Consider the following 19,597-nt stretch of genomic DNA (forward strand, 5'->3'; position numbering starts at 1 on the left):
TTACCATATTTTTGTTTCACCTAGATGTTTTGCTGGGGGACTGTGTCGACAGTAGGGGGAGTTGAAATGAAGAAGAAAGGAGGACAACATTATTCATGCAAAGAATAATCGCTCGTTTGTTGGTATTTACTTTGCTGTTCGCAATCGTCCAACCTGCGTTTCTTCAAGAAAAAGTGAATGCAGCTGATCTTCCAGATGTGATTAGAGTAGAGGCAGACAAGTTCGTGGATGCGTCTGGTGCCTATCCTGAGGGTCTGAATTATCAGGGTGTTCCGAATGCGCTGATCGTCGGGTATGCGCGAGACGATGCTGAGGATTATGGGGCTGCGAATGCTGCCCTGCGTTTTGACCTGAGCGGGGTGAAAAGTGAGAGGAAAATTGAGTCTGCTGCCCTGAAAATTTATGTGCATAAGGCAGAAGCAACAGGCGGAGATATGCCTTTCATTGATCTATGGGGCTCGTTTGATGACAACTGGAATGATGATTTTACAACTGTGCTGCCTTCGTATCATGAAAGAATCATAACAAATGAGTTTATTCCTGCTAATTTCACAGGGTGGAAATCGTTTGATGTAACCAGCTTTATCAAGACCAATATTGTAGACAAAAAAGCTACCTTTGTTTTAAGAGGAAGACAAACAGCACCACCTGCTCCTGTTTTGTATCAGCCTCAAATCATTTTCTACGACAAAAGAAATCTTAGCTATGCTTCTCAGCTAGAAATCACTTATGCTCCCAACACTCCACCAACCGATATCCTCTTATCATCCAATTCGATTCCCGAAAACAATCCAATAGGAGCGGTAGTTGGTACGCTTTTGGCAACAGATCCTGATCAAGGAGACACTGTTACTTTCAGTATTCAAAACCCTACGGTTCCATTTACTGTTGAGGGAGATCAACTGAAGGCGACAGAGAAATTTGATTTTGAAACGAAGTCGACTTACGCTGTACCGATCACTGCAACAGACTCGGCTGGCAATATATTCACCAAGGTGATGACCATTCAGGTCACGGATGTAAATGAACCGCCTACGTCAGCGACGGTTACGATTAATGGCGGTGCTGCCGTTACGAATTCCTCCAATGTGACGCTCACCATGACCCATGATGACCCAGACGCTGCCAAGCCCGAGTACCGTTTGACGAACGTGCAAGGCGGTCCTTGGAGCGAATGGAAGTCGTTTGCGACACCTGTACCGTGGACCCTTACGACAGACGAAGGGACCAAAACGGTCTTCATGGAGCTGCGTGACGGAACAGGAACGGTCTTGCAAGCGCAGGATAGCATTGTGCTGGATACGACACCGCCGGCAGGGACCATCGAGATCAATAACGGGAACGTAGCCACTTCATCGGAAAAGGTAGAGCTTACCATTCAGGGTAGTGATGCGAGCGGCCCGGTAGAACTGATGTTGTCGAATGATAACAGCTTTACAGGCAGTTGGATTCCTGTCCCAGCCAACAACAAGCTGGAATGGAGCTTGGCTAGTGGAGACGGACAAAAAACAGTCTACGCGAAGTTCCGGGATAATGCAGGGAATTTGTATTATACATCCGATACTATCGTGTTAGACAAAACACCACCTGTTGTGACGGGGGTTGCAAATGGCAGCTTCTACACGGCAGATGTCACCCCAGCCTTCGACGATGGCACAGCAACATTGAATGGTACTCCTTTTGCCAGCGGCACAAAGGTAAGTGTGGAGGGCAAGTACACGCTGATAGTGACGGATACAGCGGGAAATACGACTACGGTAACCTTTACCCTGGATAAAACCGAGCCTACCGGAACACTTGCGATCAATAACGGAGCCACCCATACGAATAACGAGGATGTCATCTTGCAAATCGATGCCACGGACGCTTCCAGCAAGGTGAAAATGAAGCTGTCCAACGATAAGAGTAGCTGGAGTGCGCCAGAGGATGTGGCGACCACCAAGGCTTGGAAGCTAACAAATGGGGATGGACAGAAAACGGTCTATCTACAGTTGATCGACGAAGCTGGCAACACCCATGATTTACAGGCATCGATTACACTCGACACAGTTGCACCTGTTGTCACAGGGGTAGAGAACAACAAGCTGTACAATCAGAGTGTTACGATCAGCTTCAACGAAGGGAAGGCGATCTTGAACGGAAAGCCGATAGCTGACGGAGAAATCGTCAATGAGGATGGCGCTTATACGCTGATTGTCACTGATGAAGCGGGCAATACAACGACTCTTCCGTTTTCGATCGATCAAACGAAGCCTTCAGGCAGTCTCAAGATCAATGGTGACGCCAATTATACCAATACACTTGCAACGACATTACAAATTGCCGTTACCGATTTCAGTAATGATCTACAGATGCGCTTTTCCCATGATACGAGTGATTCAGCCAATTGGACTTCCTGGGAAGCGCTGACCACAACAAAGGCGTGGACCTTGTCCGCTGGGGACGGAACCAAGTCGGTTTACATGGAAGTAAAGGACAAAGCAGGGAATATTGCCAGCTTTACCGATGAGATCACACTCGATATGACCAACCCTACGGGTACCTTCGAGATCAATCAAGGCCAGTTGTATACCAACACGAGCAAGGTTACGTTGAGTGTGGAGTCGGCTGATGCCCATGGAGTGGAAATGCGCTTGTCCAATGACAACCTGACGTGGAGCGATTGGAAAACAGCACCCGCCAAAGGCGACGTTTCATGGGAGCTGAGCGGTGTTGATGGAACCAAAACGGTCTATCTCGAGCTGAAAGATTCGGCTGGAAACCAAACGGCCCTCCAGAAGCAAATCACGCTGGATTCCACTGGACCAGTCGTCACAGGAGTTGCCCAGGATGGTGTCTATGCGAGCGACGTAACGATTACCTTCAACGAGGGAACAGCATTGCTGAACGGCAATCCGTTTACGAGCGGTTCTGTTGTCAGCGCTGAAGGATCGTATGAGCTGGTCGTGACAGATGAAGCGAAAAACAACACCACAATTCGTTTCGCGCTGGATAAAACACCACCGGTTGGAACGCTCAGCATCGATAACGGAGCCGAATTTGCGAAAACAGAAGACGTTATGCTGCAACTCACTGCGTCAGGAAATATAGACGACATCGAAATGGCGATCTCTAACGCCGATGACAATTCGGGAACCTGGGAGCGGTTCGCAGCCTCAAAAGCATGGAAGCTGGCGGATGGCAGTACAAACGGAACCAAAGCGGTATATGTCAAGCTGCGGGACAAAGCGGGGAACGTCACTAAGCTAAGCGATACAATTGAGCTGGATGTGGTGGCGCCGACTGGATCGATCACGATCAATAACGGAGACAACTCCACCAAGTCTCGTCATGTTACGCTCGCCATCACAGCGAACGACAGTACGAGCGATGTACAAATCCGCTTCGCAAATGGTGACAACGACTGGAGCGATTGGGAGGCAGCAACTGCAACCAAAGCATGGCAGTTGAACTCCGGTGATGGAACCAAGACCGTCGAGATGCAGATCACGGACAGGGCAGGGCACGTCACAACCGTTTCCGATACGATCGAGATGGATGCAGATGCGCCAGTTGTCACAGGAGTCGAGGACAAAGGCATTTACAAAGATGACGTGACAATCACCTTCAACGAAGGAACCGCGACGTTGAATAGTGCTCCGTTTGCAAGTGGCGACCAGGTAACCAGTGAAGGCAAGCATGAGCTGCGGGTCGTAGATGCTTCCGGAAACGAAACCAAGATCACGTTTACCTTGGATAAGACAGCGCCAACGGGAACGTTCGTCATTAACAATGATGATCGTCTAACCTATTCCACCAGCGTGAGACTGCATGTTACTGCCACGGACAATTTGGGAGATGTAGAGATGCGCATCTCCAATGACCAAGGCAAGTGGAGCAGCTGGGAAAAAGTGACGGGAACAGTACCGTGGAACCTGCCTTATGGCAATGGGATGAAAAAAGTTCTGATTCAGCTTCGCGACCAGGCAGGAAACACCGTCGAACTGGATGATTCCATTGAGCTATATGTGCCAAATGTGCCGAATCCACCAACAAGAGAGCCGGTCACCGGAGTTGAGTTGGAGGATGAGGAGTTAACGCTGCGTGTTGGCGAAACAGAAAGCCTTCGTGCCACTGTAAAACCAGCGAATGCCACCAACAAACGAGTCAAGTGGGAGAGCAGCGACTCTGAGATCGTCGAGGTAGATGAGGAAGGCAAGATCAAGGCAGTAGCTCCTGGGACGGCGACGATCACAGTGACGACCGAGGACGGGAACAAAACGGATTCGGTGGAAATCACCGTTAAGGAAATAGCCACCTTCCAGTTGGAAACAAACGAGCCGTCCTTCTGGATTAAGCCAAGAGGAACCGCGACCCTACGCCTTTATAAGGTAGAAGGCAAAAAACGCAAAGACATCACGCGAGACAAAAATGTTGAATACGACACGGAAAACGGGTTGGTTACCGTCAAGCAGGGCCGCATTACGGCAGGCAAAGAAGAGGGAGAAGACATCGTTACCGTTCGCTATATGGGCGAGGAGCTGGAGATTCCGGTGACGGTTTCTAAGAAAACCATTCGTTCGTTGACGACTTCCTTCAAGGATTTGGTGCTGGAGATCGATGAGGAGAAGCAGCTAACGCTGACAGCCGTCTTCAGTGACAAGAACACCGAAGAGGTGACAGAGGAAGCAACTTGGTCCTCAAGCGACGAAGAGGTCATCGAGGTAACAAAAGAGGGAAAAGTGACAGCGCTGGCTGAAGGGAAGGCTGTCATTACTGCGAAATATGGCGGTAAAAAAGTAACCAATCGTGTGCTCGTCGTAGAGGAAAAGAAAGTGAAAGATTTGCGAGTATCGCGCTCTTCGCTGCGCTTGAAGGCAGACAAGACTGGAGAGATCGTCCTGTATGCGGTCTATGAAAAAAGATACGAGGAGATCGTCACCAAAGATGCCGTATGGACAGTGGAAGATCCTGAGATCGCAACTGTAGAAAATGGTGTTGTAACCGCACTGGAATCTGGTAAAACAACCATTACAGTGGAATACGGCGGCGAAACGATTACGATTAAGATTACGGTCTGGTAAATGAAAAGGGGCTGTTCGATCTGCTGTGGAGGGCAGCCTCTTTTCCATTCTGTTTAAAAGGTGAAGAAACATGGAAAATGCACTCATTGCTTTTGCAAGTAGCATCTTGATTGGGGCTATTCTATTTGGGATCTTATGGTGGGAAGGCTCGTGGTTCAGTCTTCGGTTTACGAAGTGGTACTTTGGTATTTTGTTGGCCGTGTCGTTGGGCGTAGGTGTGTATAACTTTTCCTAGAAATGTATGAGACATTTTTCCTTTCTTGGTGTTAGGTAAGCTGTGAATCGAACCTAGCACAAGGGAGAAGAAATGTCTTCTGTTTTTTTATGTGTAAAAATTTTCCAATTACAGTTTCTGATTGAGCAAAGACGACTCAATATCATCTTATTTGACATAAAATTCAGACATGATATAATATCCTTAAATGGCAAAAGGTTACAATTCATACTTGATATGGGTAATTCTCTGCGATTCTTTCCTAACCAACTACTTTGCATTTCAACAAGTTTCCCTCCTTTGATAGAGTCAGTAGCTAGTTTAGCAACTCTGATTCAAAAGAACCATTTCATGATCAAGTACAATGTCCTGCATTGGTTTGATTACACATAACAACATCCTCACTCTACACTCCATCTTCCATCATAGCAATCCAATCAACTAGTGTATGAAAGCGCTACTCATTCAACTCCCACATGAAATCTATACTCCCATTTCAACTAAAAAGAAGAGTCACCCTGCGGCGAGATTACAGTCGTGGGCTAGAATTGTCGATTCATCAAACTGTCATTCTTGGTATTCTTCCAATTGCATACTCCACTAGCGTGTCAGCACTGACAAAGACCGATTATCAGACGCTGGCCTGATTATTTCATATGCTGTGCGATGAAGCCACTCATTGATTCCTTTGCGGCATTGCTGAGAGGAGGGGAGGTGTCGTGTTGATTAATCAGAACAGGTGAGGACCTTCGCTCGTTTTGGAGATTCTCATCATTACCAAACGCGAAAAGGGAGGATAACCATGTCCATGGAAGATCAAATGAACCATTGGCTGTCAGAATTAGCTGGAGAAGCTCCATTGCTACAGCTTCCGGTAGATATCTCCAGGCATCACCATACTGGATATGTGGGCGAGACTCAAACGATTGATCTTTCAGATACGGTGAGCAAGCAAGCCATACAGGTGGGGATACAAGAAAAGGCCGATCTGTTTACGGTACTCTTAGCTGCCTATCACAGTTATCTTTACAGGTATACGGGTCAAAAGGATATTCGGGTTGGTGCGGTGACAGACTCTGCGTTTTGGATAAATCGAGCCATTGTTGATGGAGCTATGAATTTTAAACAGCTACTAACCGAGGGCAAGGATAAAGCAGAGAAGGGACAGATGTTCGCAAGTCATTCAGCAGCCACGCCATTCTTTCATACCTTAATGAGAGTAAGAAAAGCCGGAAATGTAGATACGATGGACAAGCTTTCTATCGAGTACGACGAGTCAACTGTAGATTTGCGTGTGGATGTTGAAGAGGCAGACGCTTTGCGCATATCTTTCACCTATAATGCCAGGTTGTTTACACAAGATACCATCCGAAGAATGCTTGAAAACTTTTGTAACTGGATCGAACAGGTTGTAACGAATAGGGAAACACCTGTCGATCAATTGCGATTGATCACGAAAAGTCAGGAAAGCGAATTGCTGGACGAGTGGTGCAGGAATGACGAGGCTTTTGGGCTTCCGGATACCATTTTGGCTGCCTTTGATGGCCAAGCTAATCGTCATCCTGAGGCCATCGCACTCGTTTTCCGGCAAGAGGAAGTCACCTACAAGGAATTGGATATACGCTCGAATCAGTTGGCCCATCATCTTAGAAAGATAGGTGTTACGAGTGAGACACTCGTTGGCATATGCCTGGAGCGCTCTATTGAAATGATCGTGAGCATCTTGGGCGTGTTGAAAGCAGGAGGCGCTTACGTCCCGATGGACCCTGCTTATCCTGTTCAAAGACTGCACTATATGATAGAAGATGCAGATTTGCCAATCGTCATCGTGGGTGAAGCATCTGTCGCAAGAATACCTGACGGAATAAAAACCGTCAATTTATCTGATGATTCTGAAATAATCTCGAATGAAAGCATGGAAAAGCCTGATAACCAAGTGAATGGCAACGATCTGGCCTATGTAATCTATACCTCGGGCTCGACTGGCAATCCGAAAGGGGTCATGATCGAACATCGCTCCATTATGAATTTTCTTCAAACACTGGAGAAGCGTAGTGAACTGACGAATACAGACAGAATCTTGCAGAAAACATCTATTTCTTTTGATGCGTCTGTCTGGGAGCTCTATTGGTGGATGTTGAAAGGTGCGAGCTTGTACATCCTCCCTAACGGCGAAGAGAAAGACCCTGCCCTGCTAGTAAAAGCAGTGGAGAGGTATAACATTACCCATCTTGAGTTTGTGCCATCCATGTTAAAAGTAGTCTTGGATTATATCGAGAATGATCGTACGTCTTCTTCCCTATCCTCTCTGAAATATGTCACTGCCGGTGGGGAAGTGCTTCCACTTCAAGTTGCCCAGAAATTTACGCATCTACTGACGATTCCTTATGGGACAACCTTATATAACACCTATGGTCCAACGGAAACTACCGTCGAGGTTGCCAGCTACAAATGTATGCCTGAGGATCATCGCTCTTTGATCCCCATTGGAAAGCCAAACTGTCAGACACAATTGTACGTATTCAATGAGCATTTACAAATCCAACCCGTTGGAGTGGCTGGCGAGCTCTATATTGGTGGAGCAGGTGTAGCAAGAGGGTATTTAAACCGTCCTGAATTAACCGAAGAGCGCTTTATTACCAATCCTTATCATCCAGAATCAGATTCGCGATTGTATCGAACTGGAGATGTGGCTCGGTATGCGGCCGACGGTAATCTGGAGTATCTTGGTCGCAATGACAATCAAGTCAAGGTGAGAGGATACCGGATTGAGCTTGAGGAGATTCAAACCATTTTAAGCACTCATCCATCTATTGAGCAAACCATTATAGTGGCCCAAAAGGATTCCTATGAAAATAACAAGCTTATCGCCTATGTGATAGGGACTGGAAGCATAACGGAATGGCGTGATTATTTGAAGGCTCAGCTTCCAGAGTATATGGTTCCAGCGTATTTTGTGAAAATGGATGTTTTCCCGCTTATGCCCAGCGGAAAAATTGATATAAAGTCACTGCCAGAGGCAGGGAATAGCCGACCGCATATTTCAGCGGAATATAAAAAACCGGAAACAGAACTGGAAATACAGCTCTTGGACATTTGGAAAGATTTGTTTGGATATGAGGAGATTGGCGTAGAGGATAATTTCTTTGAATTAGGAGGACATTCGCTGTTAGGGACGCAGGTTGTAGCAAGAATCCGTGCAGTCTTCAAGAAAGAACTCCCGTTGTCTACCCTGTTTCAATATCCGACAATCCGAAGCATCGTGCCAGTCATCAATGCCGCAGAGGATACATACTCGATGGATGCGTTTCCTGCCATAAGCAGGGCATCGCGAGACAGAGATTTGCCGCTCTCTTATTCGCAGGAGAGAGTGTGGTTTTTAGAACAGTTAAGCTCCAATAATTTGGCTTACATCTTTCAGGCAACCATGAAAGTGCGAGGGATGCTAGATATCCCCATTTTGAATCAATGCTTTACCGAGATTGTACGTAGACATGAAATATTTCGAACCGTTTTTCTTGAGAAAAATGGGCGGCCGTATCAGGTCATTTATGAACCATTCGATGTGAAATTGCCCGTTATTGATGTTTCTCATGTACCTGAGAGCGATCGTGCACGTGAAGTGCAGAGATTGATTCGAGCAGAGATCAAGAAGCCGATCGATATTTCGCAGCTGCCATTGGCTAGATGGCTGGTTTACAAGATCTCTGATAGGGAATCGGTCATTCTGTTTGTTGAGCATCATCTGATTCACGATGGATGGTCGTTCCGCAAATTCCTGAAAGAACTTTTTACGCTGTACAGTGCGTATCTGGAGAATAAACCATCTCCACTCGCGGAATTGCAGATTCAATTCGCAGATTACTGCGTATGGCAGAACGAGATGTTTAAACGAGGCAAGGAGAATAAGCAGTTAACATACTGGAAGAATTTGTTGAACGGAGCCAACGGGATTCTGGAACTGCCAACCGACAGGCCACGTCCGGTCAATCAAACATTTAACGGGAACATGTTCACCCATTTAATACCGGAAGAGTTGTATCTTCAATTGCGTGATTACTGCATGAAAACAAACACGACCTTATTCATGGTCATGATGGCTGCCTTTCAGACATTGCTGCATCGGTATTCGAATCAGGAAGATATTATTGTAGGTTCGGGTATCGCGAATCGGCGCTGGAAAGACACCGAAGACCTGATCGGGATGTTTGTGAACAATATTGTGATTCGGACGCAGTTTACCGATCAGATGACGTTTCAGGATGCTTTGCAAGCAGTCAAAATGTCAGCATTGGAAGCCTATGAGAATCAAGAAATTCCATTCGATCAGGTAGTCGATGAGTTAAAACTGAAACGCGATCAAAGCCGGAACCCTGTATTCCAGGTCATGTTTAGCTTCCAAGACACGAAAGTTACCCATTTACCTGTATCCGATTTGGATATTCAACTCACCGAAGGCATTAGCAACGGATCGGCAAAATTTGATATTAACGTGGTAGTGACGAACCACTCTGAGCTCTCCCATTCTCTATTAACGAAGGAGGAATACGGGAGTATCAGCTTGGATTGGGAATACAATACGGATTTGTATGACGAATCTACCATGCGCCGCATGATTGAGCACTATATCGAATTGCTGAAAAGTGTTCTTACCCACAGTGACCAAACGCTCCATTCTATGCCAATGTTGACCGTCTCTGAGCAGAATCAAATACTCCAGAAGTGGAATGACACTTCTGTTGCGTTTGCGGATCAGAAAACCATTCATCAAATTTTTGAGGAGCAAGCTGAACAGACACCAGAGCAAATCGCGGTCATATTTGAAAACGAACAGTGGACGTATCGGCAAATCAACCATCGTGCCAACTTCCTGGCAAGAAAATTGCGAAACTTGGGAGTGAAACCGGATACATTAGTCGGGTTAATGACGGAACGTTCACCTGACATGATGATTGGTATCCTTGGCATTTTAAAAGCTGGTGGGGCTTATATGCCGATGGACACGATGGCACCGAAAGAAAGACTGTCCTATATTCTTCAGGATAGTGATACGAAAGTAGTCGTCATGCAAGAGAAATTCAGGACATCGATCGATTTCAATGGTCCGGTTCTGTACTTTGGCGAGAATATGCCTGAGCAAGAAGTAGAATGCGACAATCTTGAACCAGTTGCTTACTCGACAAATTTGGCTTACGTCATCTATACGTCAGGCTCGACGGGAGCACCAAAAGGCGTCATGGTCGAACATCGCTCTGTCGTCAATCGCATGAACTGGATGGTTCATCGCTATCCTCTGGGCGAACACGACACGATCATGCAAAAAACTCCCTATTGCTTTGATGTTTCGGTAACCGAATTAGTTTTATGGTTTTTCACCGGCAGCAAGCTATGTTTTCTCGCTCCTTATGCAGAAAAAGACCCGGAGCTGATTGTAAAAACGGTCGCCAAACACCAGATTACCTATATTCACTTTGTTCCATCAATGCTCAGCATCTTTTTAGACCATCTGGAAAGCAACGATTGTGCGGATGAAATCAAAAGCTTGCAGCGTGTGTATACGACTGGGGAGGCTTTGACTGCGGAACAGGTTCAACGCTTTCATCGATTGATTCAGCAGCGGAATCAAACGACTCTCCACAATCTGTATGGTCCGACGGAAACGACCATTGAAGTGACCTACTATGATTGTCACGCGGACAGTACGGTCATTCCCATTGGGAAACCGATTGATAATACGCAGGCTTATATCATCAACAAAGAATGTCACTTGCAGCCCGTTGGCGTAATGGGAGAGTTAGTGATTGGGGGCGTAGGGCTTGCGCGAGGGTATGTAGGAAAGCCCGAGCTGACAGCAGAGCGTTTTATCCCGAATCCATATGGTCGTTTATCGGAAGAAAAAATGTACAGGACAGGGGATTATGCGCGGTGGATGCCAGACGGCAATATTGAGTATATGGGCCGGATGGACAACCAAGTGAAAATTCGCGGATATCGAATTGAATTGGGTGAGATCGAAGCGCTCATGAGGAAGCAGCCAGGCGCTGGGGAAGTCGCTGTGATTGCCCATGAATTTGAGCCGGGAGATAAACGGTTAATCGCCTATTACAGTGGTACCACATCGGTCGAAGAGTATAAGCTCCTTCTGCAAAAACAGCTGCCACCTTACATGATTCCTTCGTATTTTGTACAGGTGGAGGAAATGCCGCTCACATCAAGTGGCAAATTGGATCGCAAAGCATTGCCGCTGCCTGACAGCCATACGGTAAGCCATCACTATACAGCTCCTCGCAACACAACAGAGGAATTACTAGCACTCATATGGAGCGATATTTTGCGTATCGATCAAATTGGCGTATCTGATTCGTTCTTTGATTTGGGAGGCCATTCTCTATTAGCGACGCAGGTCGCCTCGCGCATACGAGAAGTGTTCGGTCAGCATCTCCCTCTGCGAGATATTTTCCAATGTCCGACCATCGAGAGTCTGGCCAAGCGGATATCCGAATTGCGTCTAGGCGGAAAAGTGGCTCAATTGCCCGCATTGCATCAAGTGGATAGGACGAAACCGATTCCGCTATCCTTTGGGCAGCAGCGGCTATGGTTTTTTGACCAACTGGAGCCCGGAAGCAACGTCTACAACATTCCGTATGTCTGGCGTTTAAGCGGTGCTTGGGACGTTAGCGGATTGGAAAAAGGCTTCAACCGATTGATTGAACGTCATGAAATGCTTCGTACGGTATTCGCAAAACAAAATGATACCGCTGTACAGCTCGTCAAGCCTTATCAACCGTTAGCGTTGCCTGTCATTGATCTCAGCCATCTCTCTATGGAAGAAGGGGAAAGGCACGTCACTCATCATATTCAACGGAATGCTGAGCGCGTATTTGACTTGAGTCAAGGACCGCTGATTGAAGCGGAGCTGATTAAAAAGAATGAGTCGGAGTATGTTCTTTTGTGTACCGTTCATCACATTGTTTTCGATGGTTGGTCAGAGGATATTTTGCTGGACGAGTGGATGGCTTTCTATGAAGAAGCAGTCAGTGACACGCCAATCGATCTACCGCCATTGGCTATTCAATACGGGGATTATGCAGTGTGGCTGAGGGATTGGTTAACGGATGAGACAGTAAACGAGCAGCTGGTGTATTGGAAAAATGAGCTGGCGGGTGACCTTCCCGTGTTGCAGTTGCCATTCGATCATCCACGGCCAGTCATTCAAAGCTATAGAGGGGACATGCAGCATATACAAGTGGAGCCTGCCTTATTAGCGAAAGTAAAAGCATTCAGCAGACAGGAAGGGACAACCCTGTTCATGACCTTGCTGGCCGCTTATCAAGGCTTCCTCTCCCGCTATACCGGACAAACAGATATTTTGGTCGGAAGTCCGGTCGCCAATCGCAATCGCAAAGAAATGGAAGGATTGATCGGGTTCTTTGTAAACACGCTTGTTTACCGTGCGAATGTAGAAGAAGGGCCGAGCTTCAGGCAATTGGTCGCCCAAGTCAAGGAAAAAGCATTGCGTGGACAAGAGAATCAGGACGTACCGTTCGAAAAAATAGTAGAAGCCCTTCAACCAGAACGAAATACAAGCTACTCTCCTGTTTTCCAAACGATTTTTACAATGAATACTCATCTGCGAAACGTAAAGGAATGGCCGAATCGAAAAGTTGAGCCTGTGACGACTGCAATCAAAGTTGCCAAATTTGACTTGTCTATTTCAATCGAAGTGATGAATGAGCACTCTGTATGGATTTCGTTTGGATACAATGCGGATTTGTTTGAGTATGCCACCATACAACGAATGATCGGGCATTTTGTGAATTGGCTTGAACAAGTGACGGCATATCCTGACGAGAGCATAGAAAACTTGCGGCTCATTACCGAGGATGAAGAAAAGCAATTGCTGGAACTATGGAAGAGCAATTAGGAGGGGCCTGTATGAACAATTCCATCACTGCATTCTTTGAGGAGCAGGTTGAGCTTCATCCTGACAACATTGCTTTGCTATGGAAGGATGCCTCACTCACTTATCAAGAGCTGAATAGCAGGGCCAACAGGCTGGCAAATTATTTGAAAAAGTGTGGGGTAGGGACGGATAGCAAGGTCGGCTTGTATATGGATCGTTCGTTCGAAATGATCATCAGTATGGTAGCGATTTTAAAGGCTGGCGGGGCTTATGTCCCGCTTGATCCTGCCTACCCTCTGCAGCGAGTCCATTATATGCTGCAAGACGCAGGTATTACGATAGTACTCGCACAAGAAAGCTTGGTATCGCGGCTGCCAGAAGGCTTGAAGGTCGTATGCCCTGAGCGTGACCAACTGGCGATCAGCATGGAATCAGATGCGAATTTGGAGCAGCATGCAACTCCAGAAAGCCTTGCGTATTTGATGTATACTTCCGGCTCGACAGGAAATCCGAAAGGGGTACTCATTCCTCATCGCGGCGTGATCCGGCTCGTTAAACATGTATCCTATGTATCGCTTACGGCGGAAGAAACCATGCTGCATATGGCGTCGATTTCATTTGATGCATCCACCTTCGAGGTATGGGGCAGCTTGTTAAATGGAGCGAAGCTCGTTGTTTTTCCATACAAAGAGCTTGATCTTGGCGAGATGGGGCAGGTATTGCGTGATTATCGAGTCAGTACGTTATTGCTAACAGCAGGAGTCTTTCACCAACTGATTGATTTCCATCTGGAGGATGTAAAAGGGTTACGTCAATTGCTGGTGGGTGGGGATATTATGTCCCCCAAGCACGCTCAAAAGGTAGTAGACAACTTGTCTGGTACGTTATTGATCAATTGCTATGGTCCTACGGAAACCACGACATTTGCCACCTTTTATCCAGTAACCAATAGAAGCGCCATCCAACACTCCGTTTCGATCGGTCGCCCTATCAATGACACAGAAGTGTATATCTTAAACGATAAGCAAAAGCTTGTGCCTGTTGGTCTCGTAGGGGAAATGTACGTGGGTGGCAAGGGACTGGCTCTGGGATATTGGAATCGACCCGAGATTAATCAAGAGAAATTTATTAAACATCCCTTTGATCCAGACCCGGAAGCCATTTTATACAAGACGGGTGACATGGTGAAATATTTGCCTGATCGAGGACTTGAATTTATTGGTCGAAAAGACAACCAAGTAAAAATAAGAGGGTACCGTATCGAACTGGGCGAGATTGAGACCGTCTTGAATCAGCCGGAAGACGTCAGGGAAGCCATCGTCATTGCACAGGAGTATGGAGCTGACGATAAAAGGCTCATCGCCTATATGGCTGGAGATGGAGATGTCGAACAGTGGAAAAAGTATGCGAGTACGCAATTGCCTCCTTTTATGGTTCCGTCCTATTTTGTGAAAATGGAAGCATTTCCGCTTACCACGCAAGGAAAAGTGGACCGAAAGGCGTTGCCATTGCCAGAAACCGTCATAATGGAGGAGGAATTTGTCGCACCACGTACCGCGACAGAGAGTCGGATAGCGTCCATTTGGAGTGAGACTTTAAAAGTGGAACGAATTAGTATCCACTCCTCCTTTTTTGATTTAGGCGGTCACTCTCTGCTTGCGACACAGCTCATATCCCGCCTGGAGGACGCTTTCCAGCTGTCTATACCGTTGCGAATCTTGTTTGAATGTCCGACGATCGCGAGTTTACATACAAGAATAATGGAGCTCAGTCAGAATGGAAAAAGAGAGCGGATACCAACGATTCCGAAAGCGCCGCATACAGAAAAGTTCCCATTATCTCATGCACAGCAGCGCCTATGGTTTTTGCATCAATTGGAACCGGATAGTACAGCTTACAACGTTCCTCATATTTGGCGTTTGACTGGACCGTGGAATGCAAGTGCGCTGGAAAAAGGATGGAATGCGCTGCTTTCGCGCCATGAAATATTGCGTACAGTTTTTCCAAATGAAAATGGTCAACCTTTCCAAGCTGTCCAACCGTATCAGTTTACACCTTTGCCTGTCATCGATCTGAGAGAACGAACCAAGGACTCGCAAGAAGAGCAACTCAACGCCTTTATTGAGCAGGAAGCAAGCATAAGGTTTGATTTGCATCGAGGCCCCTTGATTCAGCCAAAATGGATTGCATTAGGGGAAGAAGAGTCCGTTCTGCTGTGTACCATGCACCATATCATTACGGACGGATGGTCTGAGGAAATTTTATTGAAAGAATGGCTGGCCTTCTATGAGGAGGCACAGAGTGGAAGTCGTGCGGAGCTTGCTGCCCTACCGATTCAATATGCCGATTTCGCTGTGTGGCAGCGTGAATGGCTGACGGACGAAGCGATAGGTGTACAGCTAGATTATTGGAAAGCGGAACTGTCTGGAGAGCTTCCCGTCTTGCAATTGCCGATTGATCGGCCTAGACCTGCGATTCAAGGTTATGCAGGAAGTATGTATAAGACCATGCTGCCATCGACGTTGCTTGAGAAATTGAAAACCGTAAGCCGGCAAGAGAATGCGACTTTATTTATGACCATGTTGGCAGCTTATCAAAGCTTTTTATCCAGATATACCGGACAGTCGGATATTTTGGTGGGGAGCCCTGTAGCGAATCGAAATGGAAAAGAAATCGAGGGATTAATTGGATTCTTCGTGAACACGCTCGTATATCGGGCAAGTTTTCAAGACGGTCCTACCTTTAAACAACTGCTTGCTCGCGTAAAAGAAAAAGCACTTCTGGCACAGGAAAACCAAGATGTTCCCTTTGAAAAAATCGTAGAGACGCTTCAGCTTGAACGCAATACCAGCTACTCCCCGGTTTTTCAGACCATGTTCACGTGGGCTGAATTGTCATCGAATGTTTATCAATCGTCTGCCGGGGCGTTGGAAATCATGCCAGTTCGTCATAATGTATCAAAATTTGATATTGAGTTATCCATGGGTGAGTCTGAAGCTGGTCTGATCATGAACATGATTTATAACACGGATTTATTTGACCAAGCAACCATGGGAAGAATGGCTGTTCATTTCGAAAATTGGCTGCAAGAACTGGTGAATGCACCGGACGCTCCGATTGCATCGCTCGAATTGTTACCCAAGGATGAGCGTCACAAAATCGTATGGGATTGGAATCGGACAGAAGCAACCGTTCCCGAGAATACATGCTTGCATGATTTGTTCATCGAACAGGCAAGAAAGACCCCGGATCGAATCGCTGCCGAAATGGGCAGTGAAACGATAACCTATCGGGAACTGGACAGGCGTTCTAACCAGCTGGCGCATTATTTGATTACGCTGGGCGTTCGACCCAATACACCTGTCGGGCTATGCATGAATCGTTCCCTTGAACTTGTCATATCGATTCTCGGCATCGTAAAGGCAGGCGGAGCATTTATTCCCTTAGATACCGAGCTGCCGGAAGCAAGGATGGCTCATTTGCTGGAAAGCTCAAAAACGTATATTTGCATAACAGAACGGGAATTCAGGCATCTGTTCGAGCAAGCGACGCATGTTCAATGCATAGAGCTAGAGGCAGACAAGGAAAAGATAGCAAGCATGCCTGAGGGATTGCCGGAGCAAACCGTAACACCGACGGATTTGGTTTCGATTTATTACACATCAGGATCGACGGGCATTCCAAAAGGGGTTGAAAACCTCCATGTCGGATGGGTTAATCGAATGCTATGGATGCAGCGCCAGCATGGCTTGGAGCAAGGGGAGTCCGTCCTGCAAAAAACAACACTGACATTCGATGATGCAGCTGTTGAGTTTTTCTGGCCATTGTCTGTAGGCGGTCGGATTTCACTGATGGAGCCGTGGTTGCATCGAGATCCAGAGGCAATTATTCAGGCGGCTATTCAGTATCAAGTGGCATGCATTCAATTTGTGCCGAGCATCCTCAACATGTTTGTCGATGCCCTTACACCTGATGATGCAGCAAAATTGGGGACATTAAAAAATGTCATCTCCAGTGGAGAAGCGCTATTACCGGAAACAGTAGGCAAGTTCTACCGGAAATTGAACGCCAAGCTCCATAATACGTGGGGGGCAACAGAGGTCTCAATTGACTCTACCATTTATACCTGCTCGCCCGAGGACGCGTTTGGAAAGGATTGTGTCAGTGTAGGAAAGCCGATTGACAACAACAGAATATACATTCTGGACAAAAATTTGAACCCGGTTCCGATTGGTGTCATAGGCGACCTTTATATCGGTGGTCTGGGACTGGCAAGAGGTTATTTATACAATCCTGAAAAAACCAAGGAAGCTTTCATAGAGAATCCATTTGTAGCAGGGGAAAGAATGTATCGAACCGGAGACAAAGGATATTACTTGCCTTCCGGAAATATCAAATTTGTTGGCAGACAAGATAATCAAATCAAGATAAGAGGCATCCGGGTTGAACTAGGGGAGATTGAGTCGACATTGAGCAGACTTCCGTCCATTCGTGAAGCAGCCGTCATTTCCGTTCAAAACGACAGGGGATCTACAGAGCTGGCTGCGTATATCGTGGGCGAAGGGAATGTAAACGAATGGCGTACATTCCTGAAGGGACAATTGCCTGCTTATATGATTCCGACCTATTTCACAAAGCTGGACAGCATCCCGAAAACAACGAGCGGAAAAATTAATCGCAACGCACTGAAAATGCCCGTGATGAAACCATCCGACTCCTCTATCGCTGAACCGCGTACGATTCCTGAGGAGCTTATCTACTCCATCTGGTGCGATATCTTGCAGCTGAATCAGATTAGTATCAAGGACTCCTTCTTTGATATAGGTGGGCATTCCTTATTGGCTACCCAAGTGATATCCCGTATGAGAGCAGTTCTGGGAATGGACATCCCCTTGCGAACCATATTTGAGTTTACGACGATCGAAGCTCTAGCAGCCCGGATAGCTGAAATCAAGCAAGGTAGCGAGTCGAACACCCATATTCATGAAGTTTCACGAGTAGAGGATCAGCCGGGTCAGTCATTATTTGAAGTATCCCACGGCCAAAGAAGACAATGGTTCCATGCAAAATTCAGTGACCAGGAAGCGGTGGGAGGGGTGTACCTCTTTGAAGTTGAGGGCCCCGTTGATAGTCATGTCCTGCACAAATCTATGGGTCTCATGTTTGAACGGCACAGAATTATGCGTACGACCATCATAGAAAAGGAAGGGCAATTGTATCAAAAAGTGCATGATGACCTGAAGGCGGACAACGAGTATGTGGACTTGTCTTCCTTATCTGTTACGGAAGGCGAGCAACGCATCAAAATGGATTTGGAATCTGACTTGTACAAGCCATTTGATTTTTCCCGAGAGTCTTTCTTTCGGATGAGGCTATATCGAGTCGCACCAACGAAGCACTTCTTCCTCTTGGGCACTCATCATATTGGATTTGATGGCTGGTCGTTAGATGTGTTTATGAATGATTTGGCGGACGTGTATCAACAAGAAAGTAGCGGGGGGCATCGTCCGTTTTCCAAACCGCTGGATTATATTGATTACACCTTGTGGCAGCAAGCCCGGTTACAAAATGGAGAATTGAATCGGCAGCGGGACTATTGGTTAAAACAGCTGCAACAAAATGTCGATGCACCGCTCATACCGCGAGAGGCACATCCATTCACTCGCGACAACCAGATTTCAAATGTAACGTCGCTTCCCATTGAATCAAAGACAGCACAGTCGCTTTCTGAATTGACTCGAATGGCAGGCGGTACCGTTTATACGACCATGCTTACGGCGATAAACATTTGGCTTTCGCTCATCACGGACCAAACGATCATTACTGTCGGATCTACTTTATCTGGCCGTACCCAGGCGGACCTCGAAGGAATTATTGGTCCTCTTATCAATCCCGTCGCCATGCGCACAGATTTGTCCGGCAACCCAACCGTTTTGGAAATGTTGAAGAGAACGAGAGAAACGTCGTATGGGGCGTATGAGAATCAAGAGTATCCGTACAATTTGGTCGTAGAGGACCAACTAGCCGCCAAGGGCCTGAAGAAGAATTTGTATTCCGTTGTTTTTATTGGACAACAAGCCTCGAACAATCTAACTGAATCAAACGGCATTATCTACAGGTATTGTCCATTAAGTCGTTTCCTGGATGAAACGATGGTCAAAACATATGAAGGCAGCCATTTTATAAAAGATGATCAATTGGATATGATGTTATTTTTGTCCACGAATCATGACCAGCTCACATTTACTGCACAATATAATGCGGATGTATTTAGCAGGAATGCCATGGATACGTTTATGAGTCAAATCGAGCACATCCTATGCCAAATGACTGAAAATCCAAGGCAGCGTTTATCTCAATTGAAATTGGCGGAAGAATACGATTTCAATGAACTGTTCAGCTAACGGCTTGATTGCT

General features: G+C 46.5%; 4 protein-coding genes. All 4 read left to right on the forward strand.

Annotated features, from left to right (window positions below; genetic code table 11):
• Positions 1-95 precede the first annotated feature (95 nt).
• Positions 96-5,063 carry an Ig-like domain-containing protein gene (locus tag EL268_RS03015; protein WP_106657100.1) on the forward strand — a complete coding sequence of 1,656 codons (4,968 nt, stop codon included), beginning with the start codon at positions 96-98 and terminating at the stop codon, positions 5,061-5,063.
• 70 nt (positions 5,064-5,133) lie between these two features.
• The gene (locus EL268_RS32625) at positions 5,134-5,298 is read left to right on the forward strand and encodes a hypothetical protein (protein WP_164724426.1); all 165 of its coding nucleotides are present in this window, start codon (positions 5,134-5,136) and stop codon (positions 5,296-5,298) included.
• Between the two features lie 781 nt (positions 5,299-6,079).
• The gene (locus tag EL268_RS03020) at positions 6,080-13,201 is read left to right on the forward strand and encodes an amino acid adenylation domain-containing protein (protein ID WP_106657102.1); all 7,122 of its coding nucleotides are present in this window, start codon (positions 6,080-6,082) and stop codon (positions 13,199-13,201) included.
• An 11-nt stretch (positions 13,202-13,212) separates the two neighbouring features.
• A complete protein-coding gene (locus EL268_RS03025; RefSeq protein ID WP_164724427.1) occupies positions 13,213-19,584 on the forward strand; it encodes a non-ribosomal peptide synthetase in 6,372 nt (2,123 codons plus the stop codon).
• Positions 19,585-19,597: the final 13 nt, after the last annotated feature.

It is taken from the genome of Brevibacillus brevis, from assembly GCF_900637055.1.
In the GTDB taxonomy this organism is placed as follows: domain Bacteria; phylum Bacillota; class Bacilli; order Brevibacillales; family Brevibacillaceae; genus Brevibacillus; species Brevibacillus brevis.